The sequence below is a fragment of the Amycolatopsis sp. cmx-4-83 genome (assembly GCF_046548815.1).
Taxonomy (GTDB): domain Bacteria; phylum Actinomycetota; class Actinomycetes; order Mycobacteriales; family Pseudonocardiaceae; genus Amycolatopsis; species Amycolatopsis pretoriensis_A.
On sequence record NZ_JAEBEF010000003.1, the window covers coordinates 447,169 to 469,749 of the forward strand.

Sequence of the window (22,581 nt, forward strand, 5' to 3'; positions counted from 1 at the left end):
TCGGCACTGACCTCCCGGTCGCGGGCAGGCCGCAAGCCTCAGTTCGGCCGGACGGCCGCCACGATCGCCTGGGTGACGGCGGTGATCGCCGGCGTGGCGGGGCCGGGCAGCCGGGCCACCAGCACCCGGCGGACCTCGGGCGGAGCGCCTTCGACGCGCAGTGCGGTCACGCCCGGTGGCAGGAGCGGAGCCAGGCTTTCCGGGATCGTGGTGAGGCCGAACCCGCCGGCGACCAGGTGCAGTTTCGTCAACCAGTCCCTCGCGCTGTGCACGACGCGCGCTCGCCCCGGCAGGCCCGGCCAGACCCCGAGCAGCGGCTCGGAGCTCGACGACGGCGCGGCGATCCAAGGAGCGTCGACGAGCTCGTCGACCTGCACGGACGTGCGCCCGGCGAACGAGCCGCTCGCCGAGACCGCCACGAGGAGTTCGGCGTCGTGGACGGTGGTGACGTGCAGGCGGGGCGTCTCCCCGTCCGGCGACCGGTGCGGCGGACGGGACGTCAGGACGGCGACGTCGAGCGAACCGGTGCGCAGTGCCCGGGCCAACCCGGGCGTCGTGCCTTCGCGGGTGGTGACCCTGGCCCACGGCGCTGTGACGGCGAGCCGGGCGAGCGCGGCCGGCAGGACCACGGGTCCCGCGCTCAGGAACATCCCCAGCCGCACGTGTTCGGTCCGGGAACCGTGGCCGGACAGGTCACGGCCGGCCGCGTCGACCGACGCCAGGATCGTCCGGGCGTGGCGCAGCAGGGTGAGCCCGGGCTGGGTGAGCCGTACGCCGTCGGGCCGTCGCTCGAACAACGCGACACCCGCGCCGCGCTCGAGGGCGATCGCTTGGCGGGACACGGCCGACTGCGTGTAGCCCAGCTGCGCGGCGGCCGCGGTGAAGCTGCCGGACTCGGCGATCTGGCACAGCACCCGCAGGTTCGCGCTCGACACGTCCATGCTTACTACGCATATCAGAAATGCTTGATCTTCGCTTCCCGCATGGCTGTGTCCGTCCTACCGTGAGGGGAGACCCATCACGAGAGGCTTTTCCATGCGTGCAGCGACATTGACCGCGTTCGGCGCCCCGCTCACGGTCCACGAGGTACCCGATCCCGAAGCCGGCGGCGGCGAGGTCCTGGTCGAGGTCCTCGCGGCCGGTGTGCTGCCCTACACGGCCGAGGTGTTCAGCGGCGAACGGCGCTACCCGCTCGAACCGCCGGTCGTGCCGGGCGCGGGGGCGATCGGCCGCGTGGCGCACGTGGGCCCGGACACGACCGGGTTGCGCGTCGGCGAGCTGGTCTGGTGCGACCCGACGGTGCGCGCCCGCGATGACGCCCTCACCCCCGACATCACGCTGCAGGGCTGGAGCTCCCGCGGCGAGGGCGGCGCGCGGCTGTCCCGCCACCTGCACGACGGATCGTTCGCCGAACTCATGCGGCTGCCCACCGAGAACGCCCACCGCCTGCCCGCGGAAGCGGCGGCCGACCCGGCACGGTGGTCCGCGCTGGGCGTGCACGCCATCCCCTACGGCGGGCTCCTGGCCGGCCGGCTGGAGGCCGGCGAGACGTTGTTGGTCAGCGGCGCGACCGGCAACCTCGGCAGCAGCGCAGTCGCCGTCGCGCTAGCCGTGGGCGCCGGGCGCGTGGTGGCCGCCGGACGCAACCGAGCCGCGCTCACCCTGCTCGCCGACCGGTTCGGGCACCGGGTGCGCACCGTCGAACTCGGCGGGGACGAAGGAACCGACCACCGCGCGATGGTCGACGCCGCCTGCGGTCCGATCGACGTCGTGCTCGACCTGCTGCCGCCTCGCGCCCCGAGCTCGGCGACCCGCGCGGCGGCGATGACCGTCCGCGAGTACGGACGGGTGGTGCTGATGGGTGGCGTCGGCATGCTCGGTGGCGCGGACCTCGCCCTTCCGTACCCGTGGCTCATGCGCAACTCGGTGACGGTGCGCGGCCAATGGATGTACCCGCGCACGGCGAACATCGGGATGATCCGCCTGGTCGCCTCGGGTGCGCTCGACCTCGCCCCGGAGCAGGTCACCCGATTCGCCCTCGACCGGGTCAACGACGCCGTCGCCCACGCCGCCGCCCACGGTGGACCGTTCGACCGCACCGTGCTCACGCCGGCGGCGTGACGCCCGCGTCACTCCTTGGTATGACCCGTACCGTGCTCTCCTGGGCCGGAAGGATGACCGACGACGCGCGAACAGGGCGACAACGAGTGACGATCCGGCGCCGCTTCCCTGGCTGAATGAGTCGGGTACAGCCGTTGCCCCCGGACGGCAACCAGCTCAGGAGGCTCGATGATCGTGTCAAGCGACAGCTGCGGCTGTGACCGGCGGTGAGGGATGAAACTCGCAACCGTCACGCAGCAACGCCCAGATCACGTCGACCAGGCGGCGAGCCAACGCGTTCAACGCCTGGGCGTGCCCCTTCCCCTCACTGCGTTTGCGCAGGTAGAACACCCTGCGCACACCACAGTGATACCGCTGCAGGCGATGCAAGTTGTTCCGCACCCGCCCGGAATCACGCGGCACCGGCGCCGGCCCGGCATAGGCCGTCAGAGGCCCGGAGCTGCGGAACGCAGCCCTCAGGTCACCACCGGTCCCGGCCGGCAACTGAGCACCCAGGACCGGCCCGAACCCGTCGAGGCTGGTGATGTGCCCGGGATCAGGATGCTCACCGAACCGCTCGGCGAGTTGCTTGCCCACATCCTTGATCTCCCGATCCAGCTCCGCAAGCTGCCGGACCAGCCGCGCGACCAGCGGCGCGGTCACCGATTCTCCGGCCAGGGCAACAGTTTGCTCACCAGCAGCCGCCAGAGCCTTGTCCACCACGGACGGAATACCCTTGGCCCAGGCGCGGTGCTCGGTCAGATACGCCGACAGGCCGGCTGCTCCGGCCGCGCGGATGCCTGCGGGGGTCTGGAAGCCGGTCAGCAGCACCAGCGGCGAACGAGCCGAATAGTCGAAGGCACGCTCCAGCGTCGGCGGTGCGCATTCGTGGTGCTGGAGGCGCGTTGTGGCGGTGGCGGCCCCCGAAGCAGACGCTGGGCGCGGCCGGATCGCTGCCGGTGACGCCGGCCCTCTCCTCGCTGCTGCCCGGCGAGGGACTGTGGCGTGGCACCACAGTGTCGGTCTCGGGCTCGACCGCTCTGGTCCTCACCTTGCTGGCCGAGGCAATGCGGCAAGGCTTCGTCGCGGAGGTGTCCGTCCTGCTCGACGGTTCGACCTGGTCGTGCTCGGCCCGGCCGCCGTGGGTGAAGGGCAGCCGCAGCTGGATCGCCGGCTGGGCGGGCGGGTCCGCAACCGGGTGCGGTCACCTGAAAGTACCGGGACGTCGTCGCGGCCAGTCGAGGCCGCGGTGCGGCGGCTCGCCCTCAGGCTGTTGCGCTTCGGCTGCCCGGACCGGGAGGAGCGGCCGCTGCCGGCCGTCCGCTCGCGCGTCGCGGCCGGGACGGGGAGGAAATGCGGTCAACGGCTTACAGCGAGCTCGGAATCCCCGGCCGGCTTCGGAGAGGTCGACTGGGCCACGTAGGGCGCTGAATCCAGAGGGCGGCCGGTGAAGAACCGGGCAGCCAGATCGGCGACGTCGGCCGCGCGTTCGAGGACAACCCAGTGGTCGGAGTCCTTGATGGTGAGGAACCGGCTGCCCGGTATCGAGGTCGAGAATTCTCGTTGGAGTTCAGGCGAGGTGATGGAGTCGTGCTCGCCGGCGAACACCAGAGCGGGTACTCCCGTCAGACCGCCGGCGAAGGACGATCCGCTCGTCAGCGAGCGGCGCAGGGCGTCCATCGCCTGAGGGACGTGCACGGCGACGTGGCGCATGGACCGCCTGACGTACCGGTACACCAGAGATCGATGCGGGATGTGCCGATCCTCGTCGAGACACAGCTGCATCCGTGCCGCCATCGTGGCGAACTCTTCGACGTCGCCGTTGGCGAGGTGCTCGGCGGCTCGACGCAACATCTCCTGCTGCATGGCGCTGGTGTGCGAGACCACACCGCCGAGCACCAGCCGGGCGATGCGGTGCGGATTGCGCTGAGCGCAGCCGAAGGCGAGTTCCGCTCCGTAGGAGTAGCCGAAGAGGTTGACACGCGCAACCCCGAGGTCGTCGATGATCCGGTCGATCGCGGTGACCATGAGTTCGGTTCCAGCGTCGGCCGGCAGCGGATCGGAGCTGCCCATCCCGGGAAGATCGGCGGTCACGAGGCTTGCCACGGGGGCAATTCTGTCCTCCATGTGCGGCCAGCCATTGCGCCCCTGGAAACCGCCGCCGAGCACGACCACCGGTTCGGTCTGGGCCGTGGGCTGTCGAAGAATCCGGTAGCTGAACCGCGTCCGGCCGACCGACAGCGCGTGGATGACCTCGGTGTGCCTGCTCTGCATCATGCTCCAAGCGGTCGGCTGGTGGGACTCAGCAGCTCTTCGTCAGGACGAGCGCGGCGTTGTGGCCGCCGAAGCCCATCGATGTCTTGGCCGCACAGTCGAATCGGGCGGAGCGAGCTTCCTTGGCGACCACGTCGATCGGTATCCGGACGTCTCTGGTCCGGAAATTGGCCGTGGCCGGTACCAGCTGGTGTTCGAGGGCCAGTACGGCCAACGCGGTCTCGATCCCGCCGGCCGCGCCGAGTGTGTGTCCGGTCAGCGCCTTCGTCGAAGTCACCAGCGGCTCGTCGCCGAAGACGCGGTGCAGCACGGTGGCTTCGATCAGGTCGTTCATCACGGTGGAGGTGCCGTGAGCGTTGACGTGGCCGATGTCGGCCGGGGAGACCCCTGCGTCGGCCAGCGCGACCCGCAGTGCGCGTTCGATTCCGGCACCATCAGGGTCCGGTGCCACCGCTGCGAAGGCGTCGCTGGACGCTCCGTAGCCCGCGATTCCCGCCCGTACCCGCGCTCCACGAGCCTTGGCGTGTTCAGGCCGCTCCAGGACGACCAGGCCGGCTCCCTCGCCGACGACGAAGCCGTCTCGGTCGGCGTCGAACGGGCGGCACGCCGTCGAGGCATCGTCCCTGCGGGTTGACACAGCCCGCATCTGGCACGCGCTGGCGATCAGCAGCCGGGAGCGGACTGATTCGGCACCGCCGGCGATGACGACGTCGCAAGCGCCGGAACGCAGCAGTTGCAGGGCGGTGCCCACCGCAACCGTGCCGGAGGAGCACGCGGTGGAGACACTCAGACTCGGTCCGCGGGCGCCGAGATCCATGCAGACGCTGCTGGCGGCGCTGTTCACCGTGGTCATCGGCGCCAGCTTCGGTGAGACCCGGCGCGCACCCTTGTCGGCCAGCACGATGCTCTGCTGGTCGTAGAAGGGGAGGCCGCCGTGGGCCGAGCCGATGACCACCGCGACCCGGTCAGCGTCCCATTCCGAGGTGTCGAGCCCGGCATCCGCCGCCGCTTCTCGCGCGGCGATCACCGCGAGCTGGGAAAAGCGATCCATCATCCGCGTGGCGGGCACGCCCAGGATGCCTTGGGTGTCGAGGTTGTCGATGGTGTACATGAAGTCGCACGGAAGATCGGCGAGTTCGTCCGGATGGCCGATTTCTGCGACGGCGTCGGGCCCGCTCACCCCGCGCCAGGCAGCGGCGGAACCGACACCGGCCGCCGTGACGAGGCCGAGTCCTGTCACCGCCGCGGTGAGTCGCCCGCTCACGCCGCGAGCTTTTCGTCGACGACCGTCGTGAGCTGTTCCAGGGTCTCCTGCGAGGTCAGCTGGATGTCCTCCAGGTCGATGCGCAGGCGCTCCTCGAGAAGGACGCGCAGTTCCTCCAGGGCAAGGGAGTCCAGGCCCAGATCACGCAACGCCGCGTCGGATCGGATGTCGGCGGGGGCTACGCCGAAGTTCAGGTTGAGCAAGGCCGCGATCTCTTGTGTGGCAGTCACTGATGTCGTACTCCCATTCGGGCGTTGTGCGACCGCGCGTGCCCGTGGCCGCCAGGCGGCGCATCAACGGATGGCCGCGGGAACGTCTTTTATACCGGTATTCCTTCGCGGCTCGTGTTCGATTAGCTCAATGGAGTGAGTCTCGATCAAGGCTGATTCCATGAATGGCCAGCCCAGCTGCCTTTCGTGAGCGCACAGTTTTCTCGATCGGCGGATTTCGTCCGCTCGGCGGTGTTGTGGCGAAGGCGGCGAACAGCAGGTCCTCGGGCACCAGGCCGCCGGCTCCGGCGGAACCGCCCGATGACGGTGCAGTTGTCGGACTCGCGTGACCGGACAGGTCGGGGCGGCTGAGCGAAGTCGGGTAGTCCACGGACGTCGGTGGGATCAGGAACCGCGGCCGGGTGGCAGACGCCGGCCCTGCTGGGCTGCAGCACCGTCCGCACGCTCGCGGGGTGAACCGGACCAGCGCGTTTCGCACACCGGCGGAGGTTCTTCGGAGGGCGTCGCCGTGCCGGGACTGGCAGACTCGGTGCATGGTTGACGGCAGCGCCGCTCCGGCTTGGACGATCACGGTGTCCCGCACCGACCCCGCTGCGGTGGAGATCCTGATGTCGGGCGTCCTCGGGGCTCCCGCCTACTCGCTGATGCGCCACACTCTGCGCGGTGCATCAGTGGCCGCGCGGGCTCCCGGCCCGGGGGCGATCAGGGTTGATCTGACCGCGACCACTCGATGCGACCAAGTGCTGGCCGAAGAATTGGGCCAGCTGGCTTTGCGGTGCCTGGACGGCCCCATTCGCTTACGCGTCGATGTTCCTCCACATCTCCTGTCCAAGCTGGGCACCACGGACTTGGTCAGGTTCCTGCACCTCGCCGACCCGGCAGTGACGGGTACCTTGCTGGTCGACGTCGAGGCGACGTGGATCGACAAGGTGACGCTCGTGATCGCGGTGACCGGAGAGCTCGATCTGGCCGGCACGCCGCGGATGCGCGACGAAGTGGCGCTCATCTTGGCTGGGCGGCCGCTGCGGCTGGTGCTCGACCTGAATGGTGTCTGCTTCTTGGCCTCGACCGGGGTGAACGAGATCGTCAGGTTGGCCCACGCAGCGACGGAGGATGCGGTCACCCTGCACGTCGCCGCGGGTCCGGACAACCGGCGGATGCTCACAATGCTCGGCCTCACCGACACGCTGCTGCGCGTGTTCGACACCCGGGCCGACGCGTTGGCCGCCTTCGGCAGCTAGTGCCGCGGGTCGGGCAGCCGTCTTCGCTGCCGGTTTGCGGTCGCGTCACGAGCTGTTGCTGAACCGCTGCCCGGACGTGGTGCTGCACCCGGGTTATCGCGTCTGGTGGCGGAAGTGCTGTCCAGCTGATCGGTGTTCGTCGACGCCACCCGTGAGCTGATCGGGCTTTGCGCGCGGCTTCCACTGGCGCTGCGAATCGCTGCCGGCCGGGTCGCGGCCCCGCCGCACCTCTTCGTCGTCGATGTCGTCGCCGAGCTGACCGGCGACCGGTTTCGAGTTCCGGCGGCCCGGTCCGGGGCGATCGGCGACCCGGCCGAGTCGGCCGCGCTCATCTGCGCCGACGGCTATCCCCGAACGCCGGAACCGGCAGGCCAACCGGCTGCGACGCGGCCGGGACGGTGGACGCCCACCGGCCTCCGACCGCGCCGCCTGCAAACGCCGCGATGTCGTCGAACGCTGTTTCGACCGCCTTGAGCAATCCGCGCCGTCGCCACGCGCTTCGAAAAGACGGCCACCGCCTGCCGAGGTCACCCCGTGCCTCGGAGGACACGCGCCAGGACTACTGGCCCGTGCTTCGCCGGTGCTGAGCTGCTTCGCTCAGCAGGAGGTACGCGCCGGCGGTCCAGGTGTACGCGCGGTCGCGCAGGCCCGCTCCGGTCAGTGCGTCGAAGTTCTCGGCGAACCCGTGTTCCTCGCAGGTCCTCCGGAACCGGCTGCTCACCTCGTCGGCGAGGTCCGAGGCGCCGCCGCGGCGGAGGCCGTCTTCGACGAGGACCGTGACCGGCGCCCAGACCGGGCCGCGCCAGTAACCGTCGGGCTCGTAGTACGGCGAGGACGGCAGCTCCGTGGCGAGCCCGACCGGGGTGAGGTGCTCGGCCACGCGAACGCTCAGCCGTTCGAAGACGTCGCGGGGCAGGTGCTCGCCCAGCACGATCGGCATGACGTCGAGCAGGCTCGAGCCGCGCTGGGAGATCCCGGTGCGCACGGTGCGGCTGCGGAAGGACGATCCGTCCCAGAGCTCGGCGAGCAGCGCGGCCAGGAGGGTGTCGGCGCGTCGCGCCCAGTCCGTGGTGGTGTCCCCGACGACGGGGGTCAGCGCGGCGAGTTCCTTCAGCTGCAGGACGAGGAAGGCCGCGAGGTCCGCGGTGACGACCAGCCGCTCGCCGGCGAACACCATGGCGTTGTCCCAGCCGCTGTCATTGCCGTGTTCGTAATAAGGCAGCCGCTGCCCGGGGGCGCGGCGGTGGTCGAGCCAGAACGACGTCCACGCCGCGAGCTGCCGGTAGGCCAGCTCGGGATCGGGAAGCCCGCCCGGGAGCCGGCCGCGCAGGTGAGCCAGCGCCCAGCCGTGGATCGGCGGCTTGACGAAGTTCCGGAGCACCTCCGCGTGGGTGACCGAGTCCGGCAGGGCGCCCAGGCCGTCCTGGTGGTCGAAGGGCAGCTGGTACTGGTTCCACGCCAGCTCCGGCGCGCCGGGGGCCAGTGCCAGCGCGGTGAAGCAGTGGTCCCAGCTCCACACCTTGTTCATCCAGTGCTTGGACATCAGCACGGCCGGGCGGGCGAGGAACCCGGCGGGCGCGACCGTGGCGGACCACAGCACGTAGCAGGCGAGTTCGGCCGCGGGGGTCGAGTGGTCCCGCCACGGGGCGACGGCGTCGGCGAAGCCGGTGAATTCGCCGCGCGCCGAGGCGGCGGCGCGCGGGAAGTCCTCTGTGGACACGTATGGCGTCGCGCCGGTGCTGATCTCCTCCAGCGCGACCTCCCACGGGCCGCCGTCGGCGCCCACCGTGACGCCGCGCCGGGCCGTGCCGAGCTCCTGCTCGCCGACGTGCGTCCAGTGGCCGGAAAGGAGCGTCAGCCGGAGGCGGTTCCCCGTCTCGTAGAAGGTGAACACGGCGGCCCCGGACGGATCGGCGAAGAAGTACGGGCCGGTGAAGGGCGTGAGGGCCGGTTCCGCGGCGATGATGCTCATGCCCAGGCCGGTGCCGGCGATCCGGAGGGTTCCGGCGTCCGGGAAGGCCGCGGTGATCCGGCCGCCGGACGAGCGCCACGTGAGCACGGCGGGATCGGCCGAGACGTCGGTGGCGGCGCGGTGGCCGTCCCGCTCGGGCACGAGGGCCAGCACGGGGTGCAGGCCGTGCCGGTGGGACACCACGTGCACGTCGTCGGCGCGCCGCGTCGCGCTGAGCACCGGGGACAGGCCGAACCAGGCGCCGGCACGGCTGAACGGGATCTCCCCGACGGAGAACTCGGCGGTCACAGGGTGAGTCCCTTCAGTCCTTGACGGCGCCGGCGGTGACACCGGCCGCGACGTAGCGCTGGGCGAGCACGAGCAGCACGGTGGCGGGAACCGACGCGACCACGGCGGTCGCCATGATCGCGTTCCACTCCTGGTTGTTGTTGCCGATGTAGTGGTAGATGCCCAGGGTGAGCGGGCGCAGCCGGCCCCCGGCGTCGAGGGTGGCGGCGAACACGAAGTCCGACCAGGCCCACAGGAACGAGAACAGGGCCGCGGTGACGACGCCGTTGCGGCTGGCGGGGAGCACGATCGACACGAACGTCCGCCACGCCCCGGCGCCGTCGATGCGCGCCGCCTGCAGCAGTTCGTCGGGCACCGAGGCCATGAAGGAGGTGAGGATCAGCACGGCGAACGGCACCGCGACGGTGGAGTCGGCGACGATCAGGCCGCCCACCGTGTTGGTGAGGCCGATCTTGACGTAAACGCCGTAGAAGCCCAGGGCCATGATGATGCCCGGGATCATCTGCGCCACCAGCAGCACGAATCCGAGCACGCGCCGGCCCGGCGGGCGGAGCTTCGCCAGCGCGTACGCCGCGGGGGCCGCGATGACCAGGGTGAGCGCGACGGTGCCCAGCGCGACGAGCAGGCTGGTCCCGAAGTAGGGCAGCTGTTCCCGCAGGACGCGCTCGTAGCCCGCGAAGGTGGGCGAGGCCGGGAACAGGTCCGGCGGTGACTTCCGCAGCTCGCCGGCCGGGGTGAGCGAGACGGCGATCATCCAGTAGACCGGGAAGAGCATCACCGCGGTGAGCAGGACGCCGATCGCGGTCAGCCACGCCGGGCGCTTCACCCGTTTTCCTGGTGGCGTTGCAGGCGGATGTAGACCAGCCCAGCCGCGAAAGCGAGCAGGATGAGCACGTTGCCGACCGCCGCGCCGGGCCCGAACTTCGGCAGCATGGAGCCGAACCCCAGTTCGTAGGACCAGGTGGCGAGGGTGCTGGACGAGCCGCTGGGGCCACCCCTGGTCATGATCCAGATGATGTCGAACACCTTCAGCGTGTAGACCAGGCCGAGCAGCAGCGTGATCGCCGATACCGGCCGCAGGACGGGAAACGTGATGTGGCGGAACGTCTGCCAGCCGGTCGCACCGTCCAAAGCGGACGCTTCGTAGACCTCCGCGGGGATGTTGCGCAGTCCACTGTGGAGCACCACGAGGTTGAACGGGATGCCGATCCAGATGTTGGCCAGGATGACCGACACCAGTGACCACGACGGCGAGGTCAGCCAGTCGACCCGGGCGATCCCGAGCCCGTGGAGCACCGCGTTGACCAGCCCCGACTCGCTGTTGAGCAGCCAGGCCCACGTCGACCCCGACACGATCAGCGGCAGCAGCCACGGCACCAGGAACAGCGCCCGCAGCGTCGCCGACAACCGGAAGCGGCGGGTGAAGAACACCGCCGTCGCCAGGCCGATCGCGTACTGGAAGAACAGGGACGCGGCCGTGAAGACGAGGGTGTTGACCAAAGCGGTCGCGAACTGCGGGTCGCCGACCACGGTGGCGTAGTTGGTGAGCCCGGTGAAGGGCGCCCCGCCGTGGACGAAGGTCCGGACGGTGTAGTTCCGCAGGCTCAGGTCGATGGTCGTGTAGAGCGGATAGCCGTAGCAGGCGAGCAGGTAGGCCACCAGCGGAACGAGGAACGCCCAGCCGGCGAGCCGCTTCTTGTCGAGTCGCACGTGCGGGGCTACTTCGCCGCCGCGGCCGCGGCTTGGGCGTCCTTGAGCGCGGCGTCCGGCGTCTTCGAGCCGGTCAGAGCGGCCTGGACGGCGTTCCACAGCGGCTGCGAGATGCGCGGGTACCGCGTGCCGAGGTTGTCCCCGGTCCGGCCCTTGGCGTTCTTCACCGCGTCGACCCACACCGCGAGCTCCGGCTTCTGGGTGACCTGCTTCTGCTGGACCGACGGCACCGCCGAGACGTAGGTGAGCGCCGTGTCCGAGGTCAGCACCTTGTCCGGGGAGGTGAGGCAGGTCGCGATCCGGCCGGCCGTGCGCTCGCTGTCCGGGTTGTCCTGGGCGGGGACGGTGACGAACTCCCCGCCGGTCGGCGCGGGCGCGGTGCCGCCGGTGCGGCCCGGGATCGGGAGGACGCCGTACGGGAAGCCGGCCTTCTTCGCGTTCTCCAGCTGCCAGGTGCCGTTCTCGGCGAAGGCGTACTGCCCGGTGGCGAACTCCTGCCAGCTGGTCGTCTGGGTGTTGTCGATGACGGAGTTGGGGGCGTAGCCGCGGTCGAGCCAGGACTTCCACTGGGTCAGCGCCGCGACGGCCGGGGGAGCGGACAGGTCGGTCAGCGCCGCTCCCGAGCCCCAGAACCACGGCAGGAACTGGAAGCTGCCCTCCTCGGTGCCGATCGCGGAGAACGTGATGCCCTTCTTCCCGGCCGCCTTCACCTTGCCCAGCGCCGTTTCGAGCGACGCCCAGTCCGTGACGGAGGCGGGGTCGACGCCCGCGGCGGCCAGGACGTCCTTGTTGTAGTACAGCGCGAGCGTGTTGGCCCCCAGCGGCACGCCGTAGGTGCGGTTCTGCACGGTGCCGGCGGCCACCAGGTTCGGTTCGGCAGGCGAGGCATCCAGCCCGACCTCGTCGTTCGCCTTGAGCACGCCCGCTTCGACCATGGTGGACACGACCGGGTTGTCCAGCACGAGCACGCTCGGCGCGGTGCGCTGCTGGGCGGCGAGCAGCACCTTGCCGGTCAGGTCGGTCGTGTCGTAGGACTGGCGCTGGATCTTCACCCCGGCCCCGGCAGCGCACTCGTCGATCACCTTCGCCCACGCGGAGTCGGCCGTGAACTGCGGGTACGGGTCCCAGATCGAGAACGTGCCGGTGGTGCCGGCGCTGCCGCCGGTGTCCGGGGACGACGAGCAGGCCACCATCGTCGCGGCGAGGGCGACCGCCGTCAGCGCGGCCGGGATCGGACGGGTGCGCGGGGGGTACGGCATGGGGTCCTCCTGGCGGCTACGGCGACGACAGTCATCGAACCGGTTCGATGATGGGAGCCGGGTCAACGTAGTCCGAGGCGCCGCCCGTGCGCAAGGGTGCGCGTTTCCAGGTGGCAAGATGGTCGAACCGGTTGCCGCCGACGGATCCGGGGACGGGAAGCGCACATGAACATCGGCGAGATCGCCAAGCGGGCCGGGGTCTCCCGCAGCACGGTGTCCTACGCGCTGAGCGGCAAGCGGCCGGTGTCGGCGCGGACGGTGCGGCGGATCAACGACGTCATCGCCGAGCTGGGCTACCGGCCCAACGCCAGCGCGCGAGCACTGGCCGAAGGGAAGACCCGGACCATCGGGCTGGTGATCCCCCCGGCGAGCGCGCGCCTCACCGACGCGCAGCTGGGGTTCGTGGCCAGCGTCGTGGAGGCCGCGGCGGCGCACGACCACGACGTGCTGCTCTCGCCCAGCGGCGGCGACCACGACCGCTCGTTCGAGCGCATCGTGACCGGGCGCCGGGTCGACGGCGTGATCCTCATGGAAATCCTGCTCGAGGACGCCCGGGTCGACCGGCTGACCGGCGCCGGGCTGCCGTTCGTGGCGATCGGGCACGTCGAGCACCCCGGCGCGTCGTGGTGGGTCGACGTCGACTACGCGACGCTGATCGGGCGGTGCGTGCGCCACCTCGCGGACCTCGGCCACGACCACGTCGTGCTGATCAACCGCTCCGAACACCTGGTCGCCGCGGGCTACGGCCCGGCGGTGCGCGCCACGGCCGGGTTCGTCGGCGCGACCGCCGAGTGCGGGATCACGGGGCACACCGTGTGCTGCGCCGACGAACCGGCCGCGGGGCTGGAGTGCTTCGAAGGGATCCGGGCCCGGTGGCCCGAGGTCACCGCCGCGGTGACGATCAACGAAGCCGCCCTGCCCGGGGTGCAGCGGGCCCTCGACCGGGCCGGCCTGGACGTCCCGCGGGACTTCTCGCTCACCGGGGTGCTCGCCGACCGGCTGGCCGAGGACTTCCACCCGCCGCTGACCGCGGCGGACGTGCCCGCGGGGGAGATGGCTCGCCTGGCGGTGGACCTGCTGCTGGAGCAGATCGGCGACCGGTCGGCCGAGCCGCGGCACGCCCTGTTGCGGCCGGCGGTGGCCCTGCGGTCCAGCACCGGCGCCCGCCGCCGATCGTTGTAAGCCTCGGCGGAATCGGTTCGACGCCATTTGGCCGCTTGTTGGCGAATCCCTGACGGCGTAGCTTCACTCCTTGGTCGAACCGGTTCGATGTTGCCGCATCCCTCGCTGTCCGTGCCCAAAGGAGTCGCACGTGATCTTTTCGCGCGAGCGCGCCCGCCGTGGCTTCGCCGCCTTCCTCCTCACCGCCGCCCTCACCGGCGCGTCCGCCGTGGCTCTCGCCGAGCCGGCCCGGGCCGCCGACGAGTCGATCGCCGTCGACTTCTCCGCCGGGGGTGGTACGCCGGCCTACCGGGCGTCCGGCTGGATCTACGGCATGACCGAGAACGCCTCGGCCCCGGCCGACCACTTCTACCGGGACATGAAGTTCCAGGCCATGCGCGCCGGCGGCGCGCAACTGGACAGTCCGGGCGGCTGGGTCTCGGGCCGGTACGACCGCCGCTGGAACGCCACCCGGGCCCAGCTGCTGCGCACCCGTGCGCTCGGCGGCCGGTTCGTCCTGCTGGTGCACGACCTGTGGGGTGCGGACGGCTACCCGATCTCCCGCTTCCCGGGCGACAACGGCGACTGGACCGACTACGACAACTTCCTCACCCGCCTGATCGGCGACGTGCGGGCCACCGGCGCCCCCGTGGAGTGGGACCTCTGGAACGAGCCCAACATCTCGCTCTTCTGGAACCGCCCGCAGAGCCAGTACTTCGCGCTGTGGCAGCGCGCGTACCAGCGGATCCGCGCGGCGTTCCCGGCGCAGCCCATCATCGGCCCGAGCCTCGCCGGCGTCCCGTCGACCTCGGCCGGCTGGTGGACGCAGTACCTGGACTTCGTCCGTTCCGCGAACGTCGTCCCGGACATCGTGAGCTGGCACTCCCTGCCGGGCGATCCGGTGGCGAACGTCGCCGCCGCCAACGCTTCCCTCGACTCCCGCGGCATCCCGCACCCGCGGCCGTACCAGATCAACGAGTACGGCGCGTCGAACGAGCAGAACCCCGGCGACGGCTCGTGGTACATCACCCGGCTCGAACGGGCCGGCGCCGACGGGCTCCGCGCCAACTGGGCCAGCGGGGGAAACCTCCACAACGACCTCGGCAACCTGCTCGTCCACGATTCCGCCGGGCAGCACCAGCCCAAGGGGGAGTGGTGGGTCTACCGGTTCTACGGCTCGCAGACCGGCCGGATCGCCGCCACCACGCCCAGCGGTTCGTACGACGCGTTCGCCACGGCGACGAACGGAACCGCGAAGGTGCTCCTCGGCGGTGGTGGCACGACCGGCAACGTCGCGGTCGCCCTGCGGCGCCTGGACGCCACCACGGGAATCGTCCAGGACAACCAGGTCCGGGTGCTCGTCCAGCGGATCCCCTACAGCGGCGGCGGCGCGGTCGCCGGTCCGGTCACCGTCCAGAACTCGGTGCTGACCCTGTCCGGCAACGCCGTGACGGTCAACGTCCCGCACACCAACGCCGACGACACGTTCACCCTCACGCTGCTCCCGCCCTCGGACGGCGGGTTCCCGTCTGTCGCCGTCGCCCAGCATTCCCAGCAGTGCTTGGACAACACCGGCCTGAGCACCGCCGACGGCAACCGGCAGCAGCAGTTCCCGTGCGAGGGCGGCGACCAGCAGCTGTGGAACTTCCGCCCGGTCTCCGGCGCGTTCACCGTCGTCAACCAGCAGTCGGGCAAGTGCCTCGAGGTGGCCGGCGCTTCGACCGCCGACGGTGCGGCGGTCCAGCAGGGAACCTGCAGTCCTGGTGCGGCCAACCAGCAGTTCACCTTGCGGAAGGTGACCTACGGCGGCAACGACTCCCACGACTACCAGCTGGCCGCCCGGCACAGCGGCAAGTGCGTCGACGTCAACCAGGCATCCACCGCCGCGCGCGCCCAGCTCATCCAGTGGACGTGCCGGGCGGTCACCCAGGGCAGCCCGCTGAACCAGACGTGGCGCCTGTGGGGGAGCGGACCCGGGTGATCCGGCGGCGCCGCCCGGTCCAGTGGCCGAGCAGGTTCGAGGTCGAATGGCTTCGCACGGAAACGATGACGCTCACCGCGGTCCGTCCCCCCCGTCGCGACCGCGCCGGCCGAGCCCCCGCGGCATCCGGCCGGCGACTCGCACCGGGCCGGCGGGACCGCGCCGCCGGACCGGTGCAGCGGCTCGGCTTGTCCGGTTCACGCTCGACACCCCGATCGAGGCGCTCGTCGGCGAAGGCTCAGGATCCGGGCGCGCCCGGATCCTGAGCCCGACCGGTCAGCCTCGCGCCTTCTTCGTCCGCCGCCGACTCACTCTGAACGCAGCGTGTCCAAACGGGTCACCTGCCGCAGCAACGGCATCGTCAACCCGGTCACCAGCAGGACCGCCGCCACCGTGGCGCCGGCCAGTGCGAGCAGCGCCGGGACGTCGATGATCATCGATCGGTCCGCCAGCCGCAGGATGGGGGCGGTCAGCCCGAGCCCTGCCGCGACCGCCAGTACCACGCCGACCACCACCGGAATCGCGGTCTGCCACAGCGATCCGCGAGCCAGTACCCCGATCGGCACCCCGGCAGCGGACAGCGCCGCGAGTGGCCGCCGCCGCTCGCTGATCTGCTCGATCGACAGCATCAGCAGGCTCATCGCCGCCACCGCGAGCACGAACAGCGACGCCGTGATCAGCACCGAGCGGAAGCTCTCCACCATCCGCTGGTCGCGTGCGGCGAAGTCGTCGAGGTAGTCGCTCTTGCTCACCGCGGCGTTCCACGCGAGCGAGTTGAGTGCCCTCGCGACGTTGTCGGTCAGTGTCCGCGGGTCGCCGGTGCCCGACACGTAGACCGCGACCGACGACCCCGGCAGCGCGAGCCCGCCGAGCGCGCCCGGCGTGACCAGCAGCTGGCCCTCTGCCGCTTTCGCCGGGTCGCCCGACGGCACGACCTTGACGGTGCTCGGCACTGTCCACTCAGGACCATTCACTTCGCTGTCGTGGTACCGGCTTTGCAGCCGCACCTTGCCGACCGGGGCGGTGGCGCCCCGGTCGGGCACGACGAAGAACGCGTCGCCGTCGGCGCAGCTGCCGACGTCCGCTTCCACCTTGAGCGCGACGCAGTCGCCGACCACGCCGTAGGTCTGCTCTTGCCCGGACTGGATCACGATGTTCCGGGCCGGGTGCGTCCCGGTCACCCCGGCCGCCGACGCCGCCAGCCGGACGACCTCCGCCTCGTGTGCGGCGGTCGTCTGCACCCGCACCGGAGCCGTGGCCGCGCCGGCCGGTGGGGTCTGCTGCCGGACGCTGCCGCTGAGCGAGGTGAGCACGCCCTGGATCAGGATCGTGCCGGCCAGTACGACGACCAGGCCGGACACCACACGACTGGCGGTGCCGCTGTCCAGCTGCAGCCGCCGGATCGCGAGCTGCCACGACGGCGAACCGCCGTGCAGCCGCTCGACGATCCGCTCGACCAGCCACGGCAGCAGGGCCGCGACGCCCACGAGCAGGAACACGCTGCCCGCCGCGAGCGCCAGCCCGCCGGCTGTGTCGCCGTTCCCGCGGTCGAGAAGCAAGGTGCCGGCCAGGAACAGCACGCCGGCAGCGGTGAGCGCCCAGCGCCACCACATCCGCCGCCGCATCGGCTTGCCCTGGCGGACCACGCCGAGCGGTTCCACGATCGTGCGGCGCAGCCCGAACATCGCCGAACCGACGGCGAGTCCGGGCACGAGCAGCACGATCATCACGACCAGCGGCCAGTCCGGGACGAAGTCCTCCGGGAAGATCCGCAGGCCGAACGGCAGGATGTCGGCGATGAACGTGCGCAGCACGGCGAAGAACCCGAGGCCGGCCACGAGCCCGATCCCCGCCCCGACCAGTGACTCGGCCGCCGCGACCCGCTTGACCTGCCGCGCGTCGAGGCCGAGCAGCCGCAGCGCGGCGAGCCGGCGTTCCCGCTGCGCCGCGCCCATCCGCGACGCGGTGGTCACGAAGATCAGCAGCGGCAGCAGCAGCACCGCGGCGATCGGCAGGACGATGGCCAGCATGACCGCCGGCACCCCGAGCCCGGTGTAGGGCCGGCCGAACGCGTAGACCGCGGCGCCCCGGTCGCCTTCGGCCTGGATCCGCGCGGCCGGCACCCCGTAGTACGCGCTCAGGTCGCCGGCGTCGGCGACGCCGTCGCGCGACAACTGGCCTACGACGTGCCCCGGCAGCTTGGCCCGCATCGAGTCGCCGCCGGGCGAAGCCAGCTTCGCGGCGAGCTCCGGCGACACGACCAGCTCGCCCGGCGCGGGCAGGTGAGCGAGGCCCGGCGGTATCGGCGAACCCGGCCCGGTCGCCGCGACCGCGGTGAGTGTGACGAAGTCCTCGCCGACCGACGGGTACCAGCTGTAGGTCAGCAGCGGGGCGACGCCCGCGCGCGGCTCGGTGACCGGCTTGATCGCCGCCGCGCGGGCGGCCCGTGCGTCGGCCAGGTGGTGCACCGCGGCAGCGGGCAGCAGCACGGCGACCGCGAGCGCGATCCCGAACGCGGTCATCGCCAGGCGCAGCAGCGCCGCGCCGGACATCCGGCCGCCCCCGACGGCCAGCCGGAGGCCCAGCGCCAGATCCCGCATCACGCGACCAGCTCCCGGTCGACCGTGTGCCCGTCCCGCACCACGATCTCGCGGTCCGAGTAGGCCGCGACCCGCGGCTCGTGGGTCACCAGCACCACCGCGGCGTGCGTTTCCCGCGCGGCCTGGGTGAGCAGTCGCATGACTTTCTCGCCGTTGAGCGAGTCGAGCGCGCCGGTCGGCTCGTCCGCGAAGACCACCTTCGGCCCGGTCACCAGTGCCCGCGCCACCGCGACCCGCTGCGCCTGCCCGCCGGACACGTCCCCGGGCCGGCGCTTCGCCAGTCCGTCGACCTCCAGCCGGGCGAGCCATTCGGCCGCCTTGGCCTCGGCCTGCTTGCGCCTGGTCCCGGTCAGCCGCAGCGGGAACGCGACGTTCTCGAGGCACGACAGCTCGGGGACGAGCTGGCCGAACTGGAACACGAAGCCGAACTCGGTGCGCCGCAACGCGCTCCGCCCCCGGTCGTCCATCTCGACGAGGTCGGCCCCGCGGTAGGTGATGGTGCCCGCGTCCGGCCGGACGATGCCGGCGAGGCAGTGCAGCAGCGTCGATTTACCCGAACCGGACGAGCCCATGATCGCGAGCACTTCCCCCGCCGACACGGACAGCGCCGCCCCGTCGAGCGCCCGTGTCGGACCGAACGACTTGTGCAGCCCGTTGCCGACGAGCAACGGCGTTCCCGGCCCGGTCATGCGCGCACCGCCTTCTCGAGTTCGCCGAGGCGCGCGGCGGTGAGGTCCAGCCACCGCAGGTCCGCCTCGAGGTGGAAGAGCGCGTGGTCGCAGATCAGCTGATCGGCGAGGTCGCCCCCGTTCTTGCGCTTGGTGAGCTCACGCATCACCTGCAGGTGTTCGGCGCGCTGGACGTCGAGCACGTCGGAAGCGCTGCGCCGGGACAGCAGCGCGAGCACCACCTTTGTGTAGAGGGTGTTCTGCAGGTACGGCTGCGGGTTCTCCGGCGTGCGCAGCCACGTCTCGACGTCGGTGACTCCCGCGTCGGTGATCGTGTAGCGCTTTCGCTCCGGCCCCTCGCCGCTCTCGACGCCCGCCACCTCGACCATGCCGTTGCGCAGCAGCCGGGACAGCGTCGAATAGACCTGGCCGTAGGCGAGCGGGCGATCGTGCCCGAACTGCTCGTCGTACGCGCGTTTCAGGTCGTAGCCGTGCCGCGGCCCGGGTTCGAGCAACGCGAGCAGGGTGTGGGGAACCGACATTCTCCTGGTGCCTCCTTGACCCGGGTTTCCGGGGATGGCGCCACTATACATGAGGTGTATACCCCGTGTGTATACCACCGCGAAGCAGGTCATCCCCGCGGATCACGGGACGATGGCTGGTCGAGCCGGGCCGTGCAGGTCGAAACAGGCTTCGGGAGTGCGGATGCCCGTTCGCGCCGAGCGAGGGCCCGTACCGCGCGGTGGGTGAAGCCCGGTGAGAGCCGGCCTGCTCCGGCGTGGCGAGGGCCGCCACCGTGGTGATGATCAGGACCCGGTCGGAGCAGCGCTCGGCCAGCCGGCCGAGCGGCGGCGAAGCTGATCATACCCTTACGTGAGAGTAGTGTTGGCTGTCATGCCGGTCCCCGGTGGTGCGGGTGCGTTACCGTTGGCGGCCAGGCGGAGGAAGGGATCCGGCGTGGGCGAGCAGATGCAGATCGGCGAGGTGGCCGAACGCACCGGGCTGTCGCTGCGCACGATCCGCTACTACGAGGAAGTCGGCCTCGTCGTGCCGAGCGCCCGCAGCCAGGGCGGGTTCCGGCTCTACACCGAGCCGGACGTCGGCCGGCTGCTGCTGATCAAGCGGATGAAGCCACTGGGGTTCCAGCTGGAGGAGATGCGCGACCTGCTCGCCATCCTCGACCCCGTCCCCGGCGGCCCGCACATCGACGATCCCCAGGCTCGGCTTGAGGGGTTCAGCGAGACGGCCGAGAAGGCTTGCGCCGAGCTGCGCGCGAAGCTGGCCACCGCCGAGGAGTTCGCCGCACTGCTGCGCACGTCCCGCGCCGCGGGCGCGGGGCATCCGGTGCGCTGACGGGCGTCAGCCGCCTTCGGCGACCAGGGGTTCCAGCACCAGTTCGGGGTGTCCGCGCTGCAGCAGCCGAACATCCATCTCTTCGCCGAACAAGGCCAGGTCCGTGCCGTCGAGCCGGGTGAGGACCTCGCTGCGCCGACCGGCGTCGACGAGCGGCCGCTGTGCCGGATCGGCGAGCCGCCGCACGGCGTGGTAGGCCAGGTGCTCCAGCCGGATCGGTGAGGTGAACTCGTGCTCCATCCGGTGCGCGGCCACTTCGAACTGCATCGGCCCGACCGCCGCCAGGACGGGTGCGGCGTCGCCGCGGCGGTCCGAGCGCAGCACCTGCACGACCCCTTCGGCGCCCAGCTGCTCCACCCCCTTGCGGAACTGTTTCGCGCGGCCGATGTCGGCCGGCCGGGCGACGGCGAAGTGCGCCGGAGCGAAACTGGGCAGCCCCGGGAACCGCACCGGGGGTTTGCCGCTGTAGAGGGTGTCGCCCACCCGCAGTGCGGTGGCGTTGACCAGGCCCACGACGTCGCCGGGATACGCGGTGTCCACTGTGGAGCGTTCCTGGCCGAAGATCTGCTGGGCGTACTTGGTCGCGAACGGGCGCCGGGTGGTGGCGTTGGTGACCACCATGCCGCGTTCGAACACCCCGGAGCAGACCCGGGCGAACGCCACCTGGTCGCGGTGCGCGGGGTCCATGCCGGTTTGCACCTTGAACACGAACGCCGAGAACGGCGCGTCCAGCGGGCGGACACGGTCTTCGACGTCCCGGCGGGGCGCGGGCTCCGGGGCGAGGTCGACGAGCAGGTCCAGCAGCCGCCGGACCCCGAACCCGCGAACCGCGGCGCCGAAGAGCACCGGAGTCGCGGTGGCGGCGGTGAACCGGGCGGCGTCGAACTCGCCTTCGCTGGCCTGCAACAGCTCCACCTCCTCGCGGGCCCGCAGCCACTCCCGCCCGAGCTCCGCTTCGGCCTGCGCGCGGTCCAGCCGGACCTCGGGCGCGGCGTCACCACCCGCGGGCAGGTAACGGAGAAGGTCGGCGCGGTCGACGTCCAGCACGCCTCGGAGGTGGCCGGCCGGGCCGACCGGCCACGTGACCGGCATCGCGGCCAGCCCGATCCGCTCGGACAGCTCGTCACACAGCGCGAGCGCGTCGCGGCCGGGCCGGTCCCACTTGTTGACGAACGTGATCACCGGGATCCCGCGGTAGCGGCAGACGTCGAACAGCTTGAGCGTCTGCGGTTCCAGCCCCTTGGCGGCGTCCAGCAGCATGACCGCGGAATCGACCGCCGAGAGCACCCGGTAGGTGTCTTCGGAGAAGTCGGCGTGCCCTGGGGTGTCCACCAGGTTGATCACGGTCTCGCCGTAGGCGAACTGCAGCGCGGCCGAGGTGATCGAGATACCCCGGGCGCGCTCCATCTCCATCCAGTCCGAGGTCACACCGCGCCGGCCGGCCTTGCCGTGCACCGCGCCGGCTTCGGCGAGCACCTTCGCGTGCACGGCGAGCGCTTCGGTCAGCGTCGACTTGCCCGCGTCCGGGTGGCTGATGACCGCGAACGTGCGCCGGCGCCGCGCTTCCCGGGATACGTCGCCGGTCCGGCCTGACGTCATTCGTCCTGCAGTCACGCGTCCTCGCAACCTCGTAAATCTACCCTGACGTAAGAGTAGTGTAGGGTCACTGTGCTCAGGGGAGAGCACCCTGCTCAACCGGCATCGGGCTGCCGCCACGAGCCCGACCCCCACCTGACGCCAGGTGAGCGTTGCCGCCGAAGGTGCCTCCCGTGCCGCCGGCTCGCCGGGACCACCGCTGCCCGACTCCGTCGTCGAGCCGAGGAGCATCCCTGCGAACCGAGCAGGTGTCGTGATCAAGCCGAGCCAACCCTCGCCCGACCCGCCGTCCGCCAGAGCGGCGCCGCGAGCGGCCGAATTGTGACGGCTGTGGCCCGTTCCGGCGCATCCGTCACAGCTGACACAGGTGAGATCTCTGCAGGTGAGTCTCCCTTTGGGTCGGCGTCGCGAGGGGGAGTCGTGGCGGCCAGCTGGACGGGCTGTGACGGCCGGCCTCGCGCACCTGACTCCGGGGCACGTGGCGAAGACTGCGGTCCCAGGCGGCTACCGCGTGCTCGCCGACGATTCCCCAGCGCTTCCGGGCGGCGAACGCCCTGGTCCAGATAGTCGAAGCGGCTCGGTGGTCAGGTTGCCGGGCACTCCGATCATTGATCATTCCGCCTCGTATGCGCACACAACCAGACGCGGACGTCACCACCGAGCCGACCGGCACCATCGCGATGGACTACCTCCGCAAGACCGTCGCCTGGTGGGACCGGACCACTCCGAAACACCGGAAGCGTCGGCGACGGTGGGCGGGTTTACGTCTTCGAGCACCTGGGCGAGCGGGTGGTTTCTGATTGTCGGCCGGAGATGTGGGACTGCGCTCCGCCCGCCGGTGGTACGCACGAACGACGATGCGAACGCGTCGTTCCGGGCGTCCT

19 protein-coding genes are annotated in these 22,581 nt (G+C 71.3%); 6 read left to right on the plus strand and 13 right to left on the minus strand.

Annotated elements, in window-relative coordinates:
- Positions 1–38: 38 nt before the first annotated feature.
- Positions 39–941, minus strand: a complete 903-nt coding sequence (locus ACLJQM_RS11570; protein WP_410631167.1) for a LysR family transcriptional regulator — start codon at positions 939–941, stop codon at positions 39–41.
- A 94-nt stretch (positions 942–1,035) separates the two neighbouring features.
- On the opposite strand from ACLJQM_RS11570, the gene ACLJQM_RS11575 reads away from it, so the two are divergent.
- Entirely contained in the window at positions 1,036–2,121 is a 1,086-nt protein-coding gene (locus ACLJQM_RS11575; protein WP_410631168.1) for an alcohol dehydrogenase catalytic domain-containing protein, read from the plus strand.
- 177 nt (positions 2,122–2,298) lie between these two features.
- Here the strand turns inward: ACLJQM_RS11575 and ACLJQM_RS11580 are convergent, their stop codons facing one another.
- From ACLJQM_RS11580 to ACLJQM_RS11595, 4 genes are all read right to left on the minus strand, one after another.
- On the minus strand, positions 2,299–2,931 hold the full coding sequence (locus ACLJQM_RS11580; protein ID WP_410631169.1) for a transposase: 633 nt from the start codon (positions 2,929–2,931) through the stop codon (positions 2,299–2,301).
- 528 nt (positions 2,932–3,459) lie between these two features.
- Positions 3,460–4,377 (minus strand): alpha/beta fold hydrolase, encoded by a 918-nt coding sequence (locus tag ACLJQM_RS11585; RefSeq protein ID WP_410631170.1) that lies wholly within the window; start codon positions 4,375–4,377, stop codon positions 3,460–3,462.
- A 25-nt stretch (positions 4,378–4,402) separates the two neighbouring features.
- A complete protein-coding gene (locus ACLJQM_RS11590; protein WP_410631171.1) occupies positions 4,403–5,638 on the minus strand; it encodes a beta-ketoacyl-[acyl-carrier-protein] synthase family protein in 1,236 nt (411 codons plus the stop codon).
- Positions 5,635–5,868: a phosphopantetheine-binding protein gene (locus ACLJQM_RS11595; protein WP_410631173.1), complete on the minus strand. Its 234-nt coding sequence runs from the start codon at positions 5,866–5,868 to the stop codon at positions 5,635–5,637. The genes ACLJQM_RS11590 and ACLJQM_RS11595 overlap by 4 nt, the downstream gene beginning before the upstream one ends.
- A 533-nt stretch (positions 5,869–6,401) precedes the next feature.
- On the opposite strand from ACLJQM_RS11595, the gene ACLJQM_RS11600 reads away from it, so the two are divergent.
- Both ACLJQM_RS11600 and ACLJQM_RS11605 read left to right on the plus strand, forming a co-directional pair.
- Positions 6,402–7,109 (plus strand): STAS domain-containing protein, encoded by a 708-nt coding sequence (locus ACLJQM_RS11600; protein ID WP_410631174.1) that lies wholly within the window; start codon positions 6,402–6,404, stop codon positions 7,107–7,109.
- 132 nt (positions 7,110–7,241) lie between these two features.
- Positions 7,242–7,583: a hypothetical protein gene (locus tag ACLJQM_RS11605; RefSeq protein ID WP_410631175.1), complete on the plus strand. Its 342-nt coding sequence runs from the start codon at positions 7,242–7,244 to the stop codon at positions 7,581–7,583.
- Positions 7,584–7,668: 85 nt separating this feature from the next.
- On the opposite strand, the gene ACLJQM_RS11610 is transcribed toward ACLJQM_RS11605, so the two are convergent.
- From ACLJQM_RS11610 to ACLJQM_RS11625, 4 genes are read right to left on the minus strand one after another with little or no spacing between them, the layout of a single operon-like run.
- Complete coding sequence (locus tag ACLJQM_RS11610; RefSeq protein WP_410631176.1) at positions 7,669–9,369, minus strand: amylo-alpha-1,6-glucosidase; 1,701 nt, start codon at positions 9,367–9,369, stop codon at positions 7,669–7,671.
- Between the two features lie 13 nt (positions 9,370–9,382).
- Positions 9,383–10,144, minus strand: a complete 762-nt coding sequence (locus ACLJQM_RS11615; RefSeq protein WP_247025088.1) for a carbohydrate ABC transporter permease — start codon at positions 10,142–10,144, stop codon at positions 9,383–9,385.
- 47 nt (positions 10,145–10,191) lie between these two features.
- Positions 10,192–11,079, minus strand: coding sequence for a carbohydrate ABC transporter permease (locus ACLJQM_RS11620; RefSeq protein WP_410631178.1), 888 nt, complete (start codon positions 11,077–11,079; stop codon positions 10,192–10,194).
- A gap of 8 nt (positions 11,080–11,087) precedes the next feature.
- Entirely contained in the window at positions 11,088–12,338 is a 1,251-nt protein-coding gene (locus ACLJQM_RS11625; RefSeq protein WP_410631180.1) for an extracellular solute-binding protein, read from the minus strand.
- A gap of 96 nt (positions 12,339–12,434) precedes the next feature.
- On the opposite strand from ACLJQM_RS11625, the gene ACLJQM_RS11630 reads away from it, so the two are divergent.
- Together ACLJQM_RS11630 and ACLJQM_RS11635 are read left to right on the plus strand one after the other, a co-directional pair.
- Complete coding sequence (locus tag ACLJQM_RS11630; protein WP_410631182.1) at positions 12,435–13,520, plus strand: LacI family DNA-binding transcriptional regulator; 1,086 nt, start codon at positions 12,435–12,437, stop codon at positions 13,518–13,520.
- 130 nt (positions 13,521–13,650) lie between these two features.
- Positions 13,651–15,480 (plus strand): RICIN domain-containing protein, encoded by a 1,830-nt coding sequence (locus tag ACLJQM_RS11635; RefSeq protein ID WP_410631184.1) that lies wholly within the window; start codon positions 13,651–13,653, stop codon positions 15,478–15,480.
- A 308-nt stretch (positions 15,481–15,788) separates the two neighbouring features.
- On the opposite strand, the gene ACLJQM_RS11640 is transcribed toward ACLJQM_RS11635, so the two are convergent.
- The 3 genes from ACLJQM_RS11640 to ACLJQM_RS11650 are packed head-to-tail and all read right to left on the minus strand — an operon-like array spanning position 15,789 to position 19,290.
- Entirely contained in the window at positions 15,789–18,080 is a 2,292-nt protein-coding gene (locus ACLJQM_RS11640; RefSeq protein WP_410631372.1) for an FtsX-like permease family protein, read from the minus strand.
- Positions 18,080–18,769 (minus strand): ABC transporter ATP-binding protein, encoded by a 690-nt coding sequence (locus ACLJQM_RS11645; RefSeq protein WP_410631186.1) that lies wholly within the window; start codon positions 18,767–18,769, stop codon positions 18,080–18,082. The genes ACLJQM_RS11640 and ACLJQM_RS11645 overlap by 1 nt, the downstream gene beginning before the upstream one ends.
- Positions 18,766–19,290, minus strand: coding sequence for a PadR family transcriptional regulator (locus tag ACLJQM_RS11650; protein WP_410631188.1), 525 nt, complete (start codon positions 19,288–19,290; stop codon positions 18,766–18,768). The genes ACLJQM_RS11645 and ACLJQM_RS11650 overlap by 4 nt, the downstream gene beginning before the upstream one ends.
- A 427-nt stretch (positions 19,291–19,717) precedes the next feature.
- Between ACLJQM_RS11650 and ACLJQM_RS11655 the strand changes: the two genes are divergently transcribed.
- Positions 19,718–20,101, plus strand: a complete 384-nt coding sequence (locus ACLJQM_RS11655) for a MerR family transcriptional regulator (RefSeq protein WP_410631373.1) — start codon at positions 19,718–19,720, stop codon at positions 20,099–20,101.
- Positions 20,102–20,107: 6 nt separating this feature from the next.
- Here ACLJQM_RS11655 and ACLJQM_RS11660 read toward each other — a convergent pair whose 3' ends face one another.
- Entirely contained in the window at positions 20,108–21,700 is a 1,593-nt protein-coding gene (locus tag ACLJQM_RS11660; protein ID WP_410631190.1) for a peptide chain release factor 3, read from the minus strand.
- Positions 21,701–22,581: the final 881 nt, after the last annotated feature.

Coding starts and splice junctions, on each gene's coding strand:
- ACLJQM_RS11570 (WP_410631167.1), bottom strand. CDS start 941: ATGGACGTGTCGAGCGCGAACCTGCGGGTGCTGTGCCAGATCGCCGAG.
- ACLJQM_RS11660 (WP_410631190.1), bottom strand. CDS start 21,700: ATGACGTCAGGCCGGACCGGCGACGTATCCCGGGAAGCGCGGCGCCGG.
- ACLJQM_RS11650 (WP_410631188.1), bottom strand. CDS start 19,290: ATGTCGGTTCCCCACACCCTGCTCGCGTTGCTCGAACCCGGGCCGCGG.
- ACLJQM_RS11585 (WP_410631170.1), bottom strand. CDS start 4,377: ATGATGCAGAGCAGGCACACCGAGGTCATCCACGCGCTGTCGGTCGGC.
- ACLJQM_RS11645 (WP_410631186.1), bottom strand. CDS start 18,769: ATGACCGGGCCGGGAACGCCGTTGCTCGTCGGCAACGGGCTGCACAAG.
- ACLJQM_RS11575 (WP_410631168.1), top strand. CDS start 1,036: ATGCGTGCAGCGACATTGACCGCGTTCGGCGCCCCGCTCACGGTCCAC.
- ACLJQM_RS11640 (WP_410631372.1), bottom strand. CDS start 18,080: ATGCGGGATCTGGCGCTGGGCCTCCGGCTGGCCGTCGGGGGCGGCCGG.
- ACLJQM_RS11600 (WP_410631174.1), top strand. CDS start 6,402: ATGGTTGACGGCAGCGCCGCTCCGGCTTGGACGATCACGGTGTCCCGC.
- ACLJQM_RS11655 (WP_410631373.1), top strand. CDS start 19,718: ATGCAGATCGGCGAGGTGGCCGAACGCACCGGGCTGTCGCTGCGCACG.
- ACLJQM_RS11625 (WP_410631180.1), bottom strand. CDS start 12,338: ATGCCGTACCCCCCGCGCACCCGTCCGATCCCGGCCGCGCTGACGGCG.
- ACLJQM_RS11615 (WP_247025088.1), bottom strand. CDS start 10,144: ATGCTCTTCCCGGTCTACTGGATGATCGCCGTCTCGCTCACCCCGGCC.